Source organism: Bradyrhizobium sp. HKCCYLRH2047 (genome assembly GCF_051168175.1).
Classification (GTDB): Bacteria; Pseudomonadota; Alphaproteobacteria; order Rhizobiales; family Xanthobacteraceae; genus Bradyrhizobium.
Map to the genome: position 1 here is coordinate 60,295 of NZ_JBNPUM010000019.1, position 12,481 is coordinate 72,775.

At 68.4% G+C, this 12,481-nt stretch carries 11 protein-coding genes; 5 read left to right on the forward strand and 6 right to left on the reverse strand.

Annotation, left to right across the window (positions count from 1 at the left end; translation table 11 throughout):
* Nucleotides 1-89 precede the first annotated feature (89 nt).
* The 3 genes from ACQR1D_RS30005 to ACQR1D_RS30015 are packed head-to-tail and all read left to right on the forward strand — an operon-like array spanning nt 90 to nt 4,413.
* Nucleotides 90-851 carry an ABC transporter ATP-binding protein gene (locus ACQR1D_RS30005; RefSeq protein ID WP_315801187.1) on the forward strand — a complete coding sequence of 254 codons (762 nt, stop codon included), beginning with the start codon at nt 90-92 and terminating at the stop codon, nt 849-851.
* Entirely contained in the window at nt 845-3,211 is a 2,367-nt protein-coding gene (locus ACQR1D_RS30010) for an ABC transporter permease (protein WP_434894240.1), read from the forward strand. Before ACQR1D_RS30005 ends, ACQR1D_RS30010 begins: the two co-directional genes overlap by 7 nt.
* A 2-nt stretch (nt 3,212-3,213) precedes the next feature.
* The gene (locus ACQR1D_RS30015) at nt 3,214-4,413 is read left to right on the forward strand and encodes an efflux RND transporter periplasmic adaptor subunit (protein ID WP_316183090.1); all 1,200 of its coding nucleotides are present in this window, start codon (nt 3,214-3,216) and stop codon (nt 4,411-4,413) included.
* Between the two features lie 25 nt (nt 4,414-4,438).
* Here the strand turns inward: ACQR1D_RS30015 and ACQR1D_RS30020 are convergent, their stop codons facing one another.
* From ACQR1D_RS30020 to ACQR1D_RS30035, 4 genes are all read right to left on the reverse strand, one after another.
* A complete protein-coding gene (locus ACQR1D_RS30020; RefSeq protein WP_434840328.1) occupies nt 4,439-5,536 on the reverse strand; it encodes a D-alanine--D-alanine ligase family protein in 1,098 nt (365 codons plus the stop codon).
* 99 nt (nt 5,537-5,635) lie between these two features.
* Nucleotides 5,636-6,172, reverse strand: a complete 537-nt coding sequence (locus tag ACQR1D_RS30025; protein ID WP_315801379.1) for a thermonuclease family protein — start codon at nt 6,170-6,172, stop codon at nt 5,636-5,638.
* A gap of 152 nt (nt 6,173-6,324) precedes the next feature.
* A complete protein-coding gene (locus ACQR1D_RS30030) occupies nt 6,325-6,519 on the reverse strand; it encodes a hypothetical protein (protein ID WP_316183092.1) in 195 nt (64 codons plus the stop codon).
* 153 nt (nt 6,520-6,672) lie between these two features.
* Nucleotides 6,673-7,086 carry a hypothetical protein gene (locus tag ACQR1D_RS30035; RefSeq protein WP_315801182.1) on the reverse strand — a complete coding sequence of 138 codons (414 nt, stop codon included), beginning with the start codon at nt 7,084-7,086 and terminating at the stop codon, nt 6,673-6,675.
* A 409-nt stretch (nt 7,087-7,495) separates the two neighbouring features.
* On the opposite strand from ACQR1D_RS30035, the gene ACQR1D_RS30040 reads away from it, so the two are divergent.
* The gene (locus ACQR1D_RS30040; RefSeq protein WP_434840327.1) at nt 7,496-8,443 is read left to right on the forward strand and encodes a sensor histidine kinase; all 948 of its coding nucleotides are present in this window, start codon (nt 7,496-7,498) and stop codon (nt 8,441-8,443) included.
* Nucleotides 8,444-8,765: 322 nt separating this feature from the next.
* Nucleotides 8,766-9,779, forward strand: coding sequence for a zinc-dependent alcohol dehydrogenase family protein (locus ACQR1D_RS30045; RefSeq protein ID WP_434840326.1), 1,014 nt, complete (start codon nt 8,766-8,768; stop codon nt 9,777-9,779).
* Between the two features lie 84 nt (nt 9,780-9,863).
* Here ACQR1D_RS30045 and ACQR1D_RS30050 read toward each other — a convergent pair whose 3' ends face one another.
* Both ACQR1D_RS30050 and ACQR1D_RS30055 read right to left on the reverse strand, forming a co-directional pair.
* A complete protein-coding gene (locus tag ACQR1D_RS30050; protein WP_315801179.1) occupies nt 9,864-10,778 on the reverse strand; it encodes a DMT family transporter in 915 nt (304 codons plus the stop codon).
* 368 nt (nt 10,779-11,146) lie between these two features.
* On the reverse strand, nt 11,147-12,319 hold the full coding sequence (locus ACQR1D_RS30055; protein WP_315801178.1) for a M20 aminoacylase family protein: 1,173 nt from the start codon (nt 12,317-12,319) through the stop codon (nt 11,147-11,149).
* Between the last annotated feature and the right edge of the window lie 162 nt (nt 12,320-12,481).

Here is a 12,481-nt window from a genome sequence, read left to right on the forward strand (position 1 = left end):
TTGTGGGCTATGAAGTCGTCCGGCCTCGATGGCATGGAGGTGTCTCGGGCGTTCTGCGTAGGCCTTCGCCGGACAGGAACTGCGGCCTCATGAGTCCGACCACGATCAACGACGCGAGCGCTGCCGCGCGTCCGGAGCATCCGGGTGCCGCACCCGTGTTTCGCGCCCGCAAGCTCTCCAAGACCTACCGCATGGGCGAGGTCGAGGTGCATGCGTTGCGCGACGTCGATCTCGACATCTACGAGGGCGAGTTCGTGGTGCTGCTCGGCCCCTCGGGATCCGGCAAGTCGACCTTGCTCAACATTCTCGGCGGGCTGGACAGCCCGACCTCGGGCGAGGCGCAGTGGCGCGATCATCAACTGGTCGGCGCCGGCGATGCCGAGCTGACGCGCTACCGGCGCGAACATGTCGGCTTCGTGTTCCAGTTCTACAACCTGATCCCGAGTCTGACGGTGCTCGAGAACGTCGCGCTGGTCACCGAGATTGCCGACAGGCCGCTCGATCCGCGCGAGGTGCTCAAGCTCGTCGGGCTCGAGCGGCGGATCGACCACTTTCCCTCGCAGCTCTCCGGAGGCGAGCAGCAGCGCGTCGCGGTGGCCCGCGCCATGGTCAAGGCGCCCGACGTGCTGTTGTGCGACGAGCCGACCGGCGCCCTGGACTACGAGACCGGGAAGGTGGTGCTCGCCGCGATCGCGCGTGCCAACGCGCAGCTCGGGACGACCACGATCATCATCACGCACAATGCGGCGATCGCCGGCATGGCCGATCGCGTGCTGCGGCTCGGCGGCGGGCGCATCGTCGGCGAGGAGCGCAATGCACGGCGGCTGTCGGCCGAGGAGGTGCATTGGTGAGCCTGCTGGACCGCAAGCTGTGGCGCGACATCGGTGCGATGCGCGGGCAGGTGATCACGATCGCGCTGCTGGTGGCGGCCGGCGTCGCGGTGTTCGCAGGCTCGGTCTCGACCTATCTGTCCCTGCGCGACGGCTGCGAGCAGTTCTATGCCGATGGCCGGTTTCCGCAGATCTTCGTCACGCTGAAGCGGGCGCCGCTGGCGCTGGTGCCGCGACTGAGCTCCATCGCCGGCGTGGTCGCGGTCGAGCCGCGCATCGTGCGCGAGGTGATCGTCGACTGGCCGGCGGCGTCGCAGCCGGTCTCGGCGCGCCTGGTGTCGCTGAGCCGCGCGGGCGACGAAGCGCTGGCGCGTTTGCATCTGCGGCGCGGCACGGCGCCCGAGCCGGGGACCGCGCGCAGCGCCGCGGTCAATGAGGCGTTTGCCGAGGCCAATGGCGTCAATCCGGGCGACGACATCCGCGTGCTGCTCAATGGCCGCGTGCAGGGCTTCCGGGTCTCCGGCATCGCCTTGTCGCCGGAATATGTCTACGCGGTGGAGCCGGGATTGCCGATCCCCGACGATCGTCTCTACGCCATCCTGTGGGTCGACCGGAGCGCGGCCGAGGCCGCCTTCGATATGAAAGGGGCGTTCAACGACGCCGTGATCGCGCTCGCCCCGGGCGTCGATCCCAAGCCCGTGATCGAGGAGCTCGACCGGCTGCTCGAGCCCTATGGCTCGATCGGCGCGATCGCGCGGCGCGACCAGCCGTCGAACCGCTTTCTCGAGGACGAGTTGAACCAGCAGAAGGTGATGTCGATCACCATCCCCATCATCTTCTTCGGTGTCGCCACATTCCTGCTCAACGGCGCGCTCGGGCGGCTGGTCGCCGCGCAGCGCGAGCAGATCGCGGCGCTGAAGGCGCTCGGCTTTCCGACGCTGCGGCTCACCTTCCATTATCTCAAGCTGATGCTGGTGATCGTGCTGATCGGATCGGCGCTCGGCATCGCCGGCGGCGTCGGCTTCGGCCATGCCATGATATCGAGCTATCAGGGATTCTTCCGTCTGCCCGAGCTGCCATTCCGGCTGGCGCCCTGGGCGGCGGTGGCCGGCGTCGCGATCAGCGTCGCGGCGGGCGCCCTCGGCGTGGTCACGGCGCTTCAGGAGGTTGTCGGCCTTGCGCCGGCAGAGGCGATGCGGCCCGCGATGCCGCTGGGGTTCCGCCGCTCCTGGATCGAGCGCATCGTGCCCGGCACGGCGTTCGGCGCGCGGCGGATGATGATGCTGCGCAACGTCGCGGGGCGGCCGTTCCGTTCGCTGTTCACCATCATCGGCATCGCCTTCGCGGTGCCGATGATGGTGCTCGGGATCTTCTGGCGCGACGCCATCGGCGAGATGATCGAGCTGCAGTTCAACCTGGTCGAGCGCGGCAACGCCACGATCACGTTCATCCATCCGATGGACCGCGCGATCCTGCGTGACCTGGCGCGCCAGCCCGGCGTGCTCGCGATCGAAGGCCAGCGCATCGTTCCGGTGCGGCTGCGGGCCGGGCATCAGAGCTACCTCACCTCGGTGATCGGACTGGCGGCCACCGACGAGCTGCGCCGGCCGCACGATTCCGTACGTCGCCCGATCGTCGCGGCGCCCGATGGCATCACCCTGACCCGGCGCCTCGCCGAGCGCTTGGCGCTGAGCGCGGGGCAGGTCGTGACGGTGGAGGCGATGGAAGGCCGCCGCCGGCGGCGCGACCTGCCGGTGAGCGCCATCGTCGACGAGGCGATCGGGATGGCGTCCTACATGGACATCGACACGCTCAACCGCTTCACCGGCGAAGGCGCGGTGATCTCGGCGGCGAGCCTCCATGTCGAGCCGGCGGCGCTGGCTGCGCTCGGCGCGAGGTTCAAGAGCATGCCGAAAATCGAATCCGTGACGATGAAGGCCTACACCCTGGCATCCTTCATCGAGAAGATCGCGGGCCTCGTGTTCGTCACCGCCGGCATCCTCACCGGCTTCGCCGCGATCATCACCGTGGGCGTGGTCTACAACAGCGCCCGCATCAGCCTGCAGGAGCGCGCCTGGGAGCTCGCGAGCCTGCGCGTGCTGGGCTTCACCCGCGGCGAGGTCGCGGGCATCCTGTTCGGCGAGTTCGCGCTGGACATCGCGGTCGGGATTCCGCTCGGCCTGGTGCTGTCGCACGCCATCATCGGGCTGATCGCGCGGCTGCATTCCAGCGAGAGCTTTCAGATCCCGGGCGTGATCGCGCCGCGGACCTACCTGATCGCGACCGCGGTGGTCTTGGCCAGCGCCGCGATCAGCGCCATCATCGTTCGCAGGAGGGTGGATCGGCTCGATCTGGTCGCGGCCCTCAAGACCAGGGAATGAGCATGCCCCCCGTTTTGCGCCGCGTCGTCATCGTATCGAGCGTTCTGGCCGCGGCCGGCATCATCGCCTGGATGGTGATGCCGGGTCCGGTCCCGGTGGAGACGGCCGCGGTGACGAAAGGGCGGTTCGTTGCCACCGTCGATGACGACGGCAAGACGCGGGTGCGCCAGCGCTACGTCGTGGCGGCGCCGCTCGCCGGCCGTCTCGGGCGCATCCGCTTCAAGGCCGGCGACCAGGTCAAGGCCGACGACGTCGTCGCCACCATCACGCCGGCGCCGGCACCGCTGCTCGATCCGCGGTCCCGCCGCGAGGTCGAGGAGCAGCTCGGCGCGGCCGAAGCCAATGTCGAGCGGGCCAAGGAGGTGGTGGCGCGGGCGCAGGCGCAGAGCGCGCAGGCGAGCGCTGATCTTGCGCGCACCATGGCGCTGGCCGCCAGCGGCGCTGCGACGGCGCAGGCGCGGGAGCGCGCCGAGCTCGCGATGCGGATTGCCGAACGTGACCTGCGCGCCGCCGAATATGCCGACCATGCCGCCGAGCACGAGCTCAGCCAGCTCAGGGCGATGCTGGCGCGCTACGGGAGCAACACGGATACCGACGCGCCCGCGGATAGCTGGAACGTGACCGCACCGGTCGGCGGGCTGGTGCTGAAGGTGACCCAGGAAAGCGAAACGACGGTGCAGCCAGGCGAGGCGCTGCTCGAGCTCGGCGATCCCCGTGATCTCGAAGTGGTCATCGACGTGCTCAGCACCGACGCGGTCGAGATCCGTCCCGGCGCCGAGGTCACGATCGATCGCTGGGGCGGGGCAGGCCGCCTGTCGGGCCGGGTTCGCCGGGTCGAGCCGGCGGCCTTCACGAAGATCTCCACGCTCGGCGTCGAGGAGCAGCGCGTCAACGTGCTGATCGACATCGTCTCGCCGGCCGAGCAATGGCAGCGGCTCGGCGATGCCTATCAGCTCGATGCGCAGATCGTCGTCTTCACGCAGGAGGATGCGACCATCGTTCCGACCGGCGCGCTGTTCAAGCGCGGTGACGACTGGTCGGTGTTTGCGCTGAAGGATGGGCGCGCCGAGCTGCGCACCGTCCGGCTCATCCGGCGCTCGGGCCGGTTCGCCGCCGTGGCCGACGGCGTCGCCAGCGGCGATGTCGTGATCATCTATCCCAGCGACCGGGTCGCCGCCGGCGTCAAGGTGGCGCCACGCTGACCTGCGGCCGCCGCAGAAGCGTTCCTCAGCGCTGCGACGCCAATTCTCTCAGCCGCGCATGCCGCGCCAGCGCATGCGCGATCAGACGATCCATCAGCGCCGGCTGGGGCAGGCCGGTGGCCTCCCACATCTTCGGATACATGCTGATGTTGGTGAAGCCCGGCAGGGTGTTCACCTCGTTGACATAGACCTCCTCGCCGCGGACGAAGAAGTCGACGCGCGCGAGACTCTCGCAGCAGAGCACGCCGAACACCTCGGTGGCCATCTTGCGGATGCGCGCGGCGAGCGCAGGTTCGACCTGCGCCGGGACGTGCAGCGAGGCGCCGGATGCATCGGTGTACTTGGCTTCATAGGAATAGAAGCCGTGGCTGTCGGCGGGCACGATCTCGCCGAGCTCGGAAGCCGCCACCTTGCCGTCGGGATGCTCGAGCACGGCGCATTCGATCTCGCGCACCGGGCTGATGCAGCGCTCGATCAGGATCTTGCCGTCGAAGCGCAGCGCGAGGCGGCAGGCAGCGTCGAACTCCGCTTCGTTGCGCGCCTTGGAGATGCCGACGGAGGAGCCGAGATTGGCCGGCTTGACGAACAGCTCGGGCGAGCCCACCGCGGCGACCGCCGCTTCATAGCTCACCGCCGATGCGGCGGTCATCGTGACGAACGGCACGATCGGCAGGCCGGCGTCGCGCAGCAGGCGCTTGGCGACGTCCTTGTCCATCGCCGCCGCCGATCCCATCACGCGGCCGCCGACATAGGCGACATCGGCGAGCTCCAGCGCGCCCTGCACGGTGCCGTCCTCGCCGTTCGGACCGTGCAGCACCGGGAAGACGACGTCGAAGGCGAGCTCGCGCAGGGGCCCGTCGCCGATGACCAGCGCGCGGCCCCGGCCGGCCGGCAGCAGCACGATCTGCGGGCCGTCCGCGGGCACTGTCAGGGCCGCGCCTGTGCCGTCATTCGCGGCGTCGGCGAGCACCCAGCGTCCCTCGGTGGTGATGCCGATCAGCGTGACGGCGTAGCGGCCGGCATCGAGCGAGCGGACAATGTTGGCCGCCGAGGCGCGCGAGACGTCGTGCTCCGCCGAGCGCCCACCGAACAGGATCGCCACGCGCGTCTTTGTCTCTGTCATCGTCCTCGTCCAGCCCTGGTCCTTGCGGTGCGCGACCGTACAGCGAGACGCCGAGGCGTGGCAATTGAGCTGTTGTGCCGGTGGACAAGGCGGCGCCACTCAACGCCAGCCGATCCCGCCGTCCGAGCACACCGCCGTCGTTCCACCTGAATGCATGCAGCTGCGATAGAGCGGCGGCTCAGTGAAGCGGCCCGACCAGATGCCGCGGCCGGCGCGGCGGGCGGCGCGCTGATCGGCGGTGTAAACGCCGCGCGAATATTGCGGCTCCTCGACCGCGAGCCCGCGCGCCACCATGAACTGGCCGAGATCCGTCGCGCCGGCTGCGCAGCGCGCGACGATGCGGCCGTAGCGATCGCCATCAACCGGCAGGCAGCGCAGAACCTTGCCGCGCGTGAACGCGTCCAGCGTGTTGGCGGCCAGCGCGCCGCAACGATATGGCTTGCGGTCGCGGCCGCGGCAGAGCTGCGCGCTTTCGGGCGCGTCGATGCCCCACAGGCGAATGCGCTCGCCATGAATGTCCAGCGTGTCGCCATCGACGATGCTGACGCGGCCGACGAGCTCGGCGGCTGCGGCGGGGAAGCTGAGGAGAAGCGGCAGAACGAGGCAGGCGAGGCGGGGGAGGAGACGTCGCAAGATCGGCACCTGTGGCGCTGAGAGGGGCGTGATCGCTCGCTGCGCGAATCGATCGCGGATCATCCCGATCTATAGCGAAGTGGAGTTGCGCGATTGTGTGGCGAGCACCGCGACAGCAGCGGAGCGCAATCGGAGCAGGTCGTCGCGAGAGCGGTTCAGCGAAGGCCGGCGTCCGCGCGGCTGTCGGGTGCGCGCGCCGCGCGTTCGACCTCGGCGGCGAGCATGCTCAGATGCTCGGCCAGGCGCGCGAACAGCTCGCGCTTGTCGCGGTCGGTGGCGAGATCACGAATGAGGGCGCATTCTGCCGCGTCGGCCCGCAGCTTGTCCGGCTGGGTCATAAACTCTGACATGTTCCGCTTCCCTGCCGCGCCGGCAACAGTTCAGAACGGTGGATCTTCATGTTTGTTCCGGGTGTCGATGTATTTTTGCGAGTGCAGCGCTCGGTCCTGATCGGAGTACCTCCGCGGATCAGAGGCGACACACGACGCGCGCGGTTCGACTGTCTATCGTTCACCGGGCCACCATGTCGAGGCCGGATGTGCGGCCGAGATCTTGGTCTCGCGCAATGCCACCAGCGCGCTGCGCTTGTAGGGATGACCGCGAAGCCGCGAACAGTCCTGGCAGCGCATGTAGCGCTCGAGCTCATGGATCGGCGTCGTCTTGGCGCGCCTGATGACGTCGAGCGCGACCGTCTGATTGGTGTCGCAGCCGAGGCAGCGCACTTCGAGATAGTAGTAGCCCGCGTTCAGCGCATCGCCGAGCAGCGGCGACGGCTGCGCCGGTCCCTTGTAGCCGAGCATGCGCTTGTTCCAGGCGTCGCAGGCCAGACGATCCGCTTCCTTGCGTGCGCGCGCGGCCTGCTCCTGCGCGATGCGGATGCCGGCCCCGTAGAGTCTCTCGCGCGATTTCGTCGTCATGGTCGCATGATCGACGCTGCGGCGCTCAGCGGCAAGCCGCTAGGATTAGCGCAACAAGAGGCGCTGGATACAAGCTCTCTTACGTGCAGCGCTCCGATACCATCGCCAATCAGTTCGTCGGCGCGGCCTGCGACGAACTGATCGTGCAACGTCCGGCATTCGTGCTACTCGGACGCGACGCGGAGTAGCACCGATGCCCTCGAGCAGCCCCGATGCAGCGCGCTTCACGCTATGCAGTGACGCATGTCTGTCACGATTGAATGGTGGCTTCTCCCACGGCGCGGCATGATGCGGTCCGGCGATGGTAAAAGGGACGGCTGAACGCAACGACACTGCAAAAGTTCCTAAAATTTTTGCACCTGAGTGGCAGTTCCTTCAGCTTGTTCCCGGCGGCGTCGGGCGATAGACGTTGCGCTCGGGGTCAGTCGTGCGAGTGGGTCAGCGTTTCTCAGATTGGATCGGTCGGGGCAGACAGTGGTCGGCGACCACGTTTCTGCTCACCACGTTTGCTGTCGCGATTTCGACCGCAGGCCGGATCGGGTTGGATTTCGCCGGCGCGACGCTGCCCTACGCGACCTTCTATCCCGCGGTCGTGTTCGCCGCGCTGCTCGGCGGCATTCCCGCGGCCATTTTTGCCGCCTGGCTCTCGGCCACAGTGGTGCTGGTGGGCTTCACCGACCGTCCTGATCATACCGAGGCGGTCAACCTCGTCGGGTTCCTGAGCACTGCGGCGCTGATCATCTGGCTTGCGCATCTCTGTCGCGGCGCGCTGATCGAGCTGAAGCGCAGCGAGCATGCGCGCGAATTGCTGCTCGGCGAGCTGAGGCATCGCGTGAACAATCAGCTCGCGCTGTTTCAGGCGATCGTCAGATCGAGCCTGTCGGGCGAGGATCGCGCCAAGGGAGAAGCGATCGCGCTGCGGCTCGATGCCGTCGCGCGCGCCAACAGTCTGGCCTGGTCGGATCACCGCCTGATGACCTTGCGCATGCTGCTCGACGTCGAGCTGCAGCCGTATCGCGCCTCCGGCGCGGTGACGGTCGAGGGGCCGGACATGCCGCTGGGGCCGGAGGCGGTGCGCAACCTCGCGCTGGTGTTTCACGAGCTCGCGACCAACGCCGTCAAATACGGCGCGCTGCGCGGCCCGGGCGGACGGCTCGAGCTGCAGATTGCGCAGGAAGGCGGCCGGGGCACCGTGGCCTGGCGCGAACTCGGTCCGCACCCGATCGAGCCGCCCGGGAAAGAGGGGTTCGGCACGCGCATGATCCGGGCAAGCCTTGCGGCGATCGGCGGCAGCATCGAGCAGGATTATCGCGACGAAGGTCTGGTCTGCCGGATCAGGTTCGACGCGGCGATGTGAAGGCCCGGTTCCTCGCAGGTGTCGCATGTCCCGCGGCGTGCGGCATGGCTGCGATGCGAAACGCGCAGCAGCGCCGCCGCGTATGTGGTCGATGGAACGACGCGACATGCTGCTGCTGGCTGGATTGCTGCTGCTCTCGATCACCATCACCTGGGTTGGCACGGAATATGTGCTGAACCATGTCGTGATCCCGCTGATCGATGACTGAGGGCCGCGTCGTTTGTCCGTCGCGCGGAACGCACTCGGCTTGATCGCCGGCACGAAACGCTTCACCATTCCCGTCAGAACAACAAGGCGGCGCCGCAGGGGCGGGAGACATCCGATGCAATGTTACGAGCTGCAGGGGCCCGGCGGAATCGATGCGCTGGCGCTGGTCGACAAACCGGTGCCGCAGCCGGGGAGAGGCGAGGTGCTGGTGCGGCTGACCGCGGCGAGCATCAACTATCGCGACCTGCTCACGGTGAGGGGCGGCTACGGCTCGCGGCAGAAATTTCCGCTGGTGCCGCTGTCCGACGGCGCGGGCGTGGCCGAGGCGGTCGGTGAGGGTGTCGCGGCGTTCGCGGCCGGCGACCGTGTCATCGGCAGCTTCTTCGAGAGCTGGACCGGCGGCGAGCCGAGCGAGGCGAAGATGCGCGCGGCGCTGGGCGGCGCCGTCGACGGCACGTTGACGCAGTATCGGGTGTTTCCGATGCAGGCGCTGGTGCGGACGCCGGCGCATCTCACCGACATCGAGGCTGCGACCTTGCCCTGCGCCGGCGTCACCGCCTGGAGTGCGGTGATCAAGCTCGGCGGCATCGGGCCCGGCCAGACCGTGCTGACGCAAGGCAGCGGCGGCGTCTCGATCTTCGCGCTGCAGATCGCGAAGATGGCCGGCGCGCGGGTGATCGCGACGTCGTCGAGCGAGGCCAAGATCGCGCGGCTGGCGGCGCTCGGCGCCGACGTGACGCTGAACTACAAGCAGGTGCCGGACTGGGGCAAGAAGGCGCGCGAGATCACCGGGCAGGGCGTCGATCTCGTGGTCGAGGTCGGCGGCGTCGGCACGCTGAACGAATCGATCCGCGCCACCCGGATCGGCGGCACCATCGCCTTCATCGGCGTGCTTGCCGGCGCCCCGGCCTCGGAGCTGCGGCTGCCGCTGATGGTGATGCAGCAGCAGCGGCTGCAGGGCGTCACGGTCGGCGCGGTCGATGATCTCCAGGCGCTGGCGAACGCGCTGGCGCTGCATCAGGTGAAGCCGGTGGTCGATCGCGTGTTTCCGTTCAGCGAGGCACGCGAGGCGTTCCACTACATGGCGAGCGGCGCGCATCTCGGGAAGGTCGCGATCGCGATCGGGTGAGGCGTGGTTTGCTCGCTCCGCGTAGCCCGGGCGAGCGAAGCGACCCCGGGCAACCGTCCCCGCATGTCGCTGCGCTCATGCGGGCTACGACGCTTCCCGATCTTTCGTGACCGCCTTGCGCACCGGCATCGTCATTGCGAGCACGCCGATGATGATGCAGCCGAGCCCGATCCACGCCGTCGGCGCGAGGTGCTCGCCGAGGCCGGCGACGGCGATCGCAACGCCGATCGGCACCCGCAGATAGGATTGCGCGGTCGCGCCGATCGAGCCGAGCGTCTGCACCAGGCGGAAATAGATCACCATCGCGGCGGCGGTCGAGACGGTCGCGAGCGCGGTCAGCGCCAGCACCGAGCGCAGCGACGGTGCCAGCGCCCATGGATGGTCGACGACGAGCGCGACTGGTATCAGCACCGCGGCGCCCGACAGCAGCGATCCCGCGGCCGGCAGCATCGGATCCAGCCCCTTGAAGCTCTTGCCCAGGATCGCAGCGCCGGCATAGCAGATGGTGGCGGCGACGATCGCGAGCTGGGCCCATAATTGCTGGCCAAGCCCGTGCAGCGCCTCGACGCCGACGATGAGGCTGGTGCCGGCGAGGCCGGCCGCGACGCCGATCAGCTTGCGCAGCGTGACGGGCTCGTGGCGCGTGACCAGCGCGGTCAGAAGGAAGGTGAAGATCGGCGAGGTCGCGTTCAGGATCGTGGCGAGGCCTGCCTCGATCGTGCGCTCGGCCCACGCGATGAGCGTGAATGGAACGACGCTGTTGAGGCCGGCCTGGATCAGAAAGCGTTGCCAGATCCTGCGCTCGCGCGGCCAGGCGAGGCCGCGGCTGCGGATGATCGCGGCCAGCAGCAGCCCCGCAATCAGCGTGCGCGCGGCGATCAGGGTCAGTGGCGGGATCGTCTCGACGCCGATCCTGATCAGGGTGTAGGAGGCGCCCCACAGGGTGGAGAGCAGAAGCAGGAGGGCGAGGTCTCGGGGGAGGTCGGAGCTGCGCTGCATATGGGCCTCGCGGACGGAGAGGGAGCCCTTCTCCTAGCCGCTGGCCGCGCGCGACGTTTCGATAGGGAGCGAACTGTTCCCTTGGAGTTCGAAGCGCACGCCAGTCTGGTTCGCGCACTGCGCCCCTGGATCGCTTCGCTGGCGCTCGCGATGTCGGAGCTTGGAGGGCTTCCGGTGCCCACCACCGGCGTCATTGCGAGCGAAGGAATCCAGTCTGTAGGGTGGGCAAAGGCGCGGCCGTGCTGTTTCGTCGCGTGAGATCGTGGTGGCGCCGTGCCCACCATCTCGCCGCGGAGAATGCCGCGCGACGGTGGGCACGCTGCCGCCTTCGGCGGCTGCTTTGCCCACCTTACGTTTTCGTCAGCCGATCAGTTCGCCGGCATGCTCTTCTCGACCAGCTTCACCCAGTACGACGCACCGGCGCTGAGGATGTTGTCGTTGAAGCGGTAGGCCGGATGATGGCACTCGTTGCCGGGACCCATCCCGAGGAACACGAACGCACCGGGGCGGGCCTCCAGCATGAAGGCGAAGTCCTCGCCGCCCATCAGCGGAATGGCGCGGTCGTTGACGCGCTCCTGGCCAGCGATCTCGCGGGCGACGTCGGCGGCGAAAGCCGCCTGCGCGGGGTGGTTCATCGTCACCGGATATTTGCGCTCGTAGATCGCTTCCGCCGAGCCGCCATAGGCGCGCGCGGTGGCTTCGGTGACCTCGACGATCCGCTTCTCGACGAGATCGCGGATCTCCGGATCGAGCGTGCGCACGGTGCCGAGCATCTCGACCGTCTCGGGGATCACGTTGAAGGTGGTGCCGCCGTGAATCGAGCAGACCGAGATGACGGCGGATTTCAATGGGTCGACGTTGCGGGCGACGATCGATTGCAGCGCGTTGACGATCTGCGAGGCGATCAGGATGCTGTCGATCGCCCGGTGCGGGCCGGCGCCGCCATGGCCACCCTTGCCGGTGACCTTGATGTGGATCGCGTCGGCCGAGGCGAGCATCGGTCCGGGCGAGATCTCGAAATGGCCTTCGGGGACGCCCGGCATGTTGTGCATGCCGTAGACCTCCTGGATGCCCCAGCGCGTCATCAGGCCGTCGTCGACCATCGCCTTGCCGCCGGCGCCGCCTTCCTCGGCCGGCTGGAAGATGACGATCGCCGTGCCGTCGAAATTGCGGGTCTCGGCGAGATATTTGGCGGCACCCAGCAGCATCGCGGTGTGGCCGTCATGGCCGCAGGCATGCATCAGGCCCGGCGTCTTCGAGGCGTAGGGCACGCCCGAGGTCTCCTCGATCGGCAGCGCGTCCATGTCGGCGCGCAGGCCGATGGTTTTGCCGGAGGCCGACTTGCGGCCGCGGATCACGCCGACCACGCCGGTGCGGCCGATGCCGGTCACGACCTCGTCGCAGCCGAATTCGCGCAGTTTGTCGGCGACGATGCCGGCGGTGCGATGCACCTCGTACAACAGCTCGGGATGTTCGTGGAAATCGTGGCGCCAGGCGGCCATTTCGTCGGAGAGAGCGGCAATGCTGTTGAGGATGGGCATGAGGACCGGATGACTCGCTGAAGTGGAATGGGACGCTGCAGTGATGCGGCCAGACCGGCCGGCAGCACCGCGCTGTCACCGACTATGACCCGGTCAAAAAAGCCAGGCAAGTTGCGCCCGGCCATGGTGCCATGCGCAGATGCGCGGTCATCTCGACCGACC

Coding starts and splice junctions, on each gene's coding strand:
- ACQR1D_RS30005 (WP_315801187.1), top strand. CDS start 90: ATGAGTCCGACCACGATCAACGACGCGAGCGCTGCCGCGCGTCCGGAG.
- ACQR1D_RS30015 (WP_316183090.1), top strand. CDS start 3,214: ATGCCCCCCGTTTTGCGCCGCGTCGTCATCGTATCGAGCGTTCTGGCC.
- ACQR1D_RS30050 (WP_315801179.1), bottom strand. CDS start 10,778: ATGCAGCGCAGCTCCGACCTCCCCCGAGACCTCGCCCTCCTGCTTCTG.
- ACQR1D_RS30035 (WP_315801182.1), bottom strand. CDS start 7,086: ATGACGACGAAATCGCGCGAGAGACTCTACGGGGCCGGCATCCGCATC.
- ACQR1D_RS30045 (WP_434840326.1), top strand. CDS start 8,766: ATGCAATGTTACGAGCTGCAGGGGCCCGGCGGAATCGATGCGCTGGCG.
- ACQR1D_RS30030 (WP_316183092.1), bottom strand. CDS start 6,519: ATGTCAGAGTTTATGACCCAGCCGGACAAGCTGCGGGCCGACGCGGCA.
- ACQR1D_RS30020 (WP_434840328.1), bottom strand. CDS start 5,536: ATGACAGAGACAAAGACGCGCGTGGCGATCCTGTTCGGTGGGCGCTCG.
- ACQR1D_RS30055 (WP_315801178.1), bottom strand. CDS start 12,319: ATGCCCATCCTCAACAGCATTGCCGCTCTCTCCGACGAAATGGCCGCC.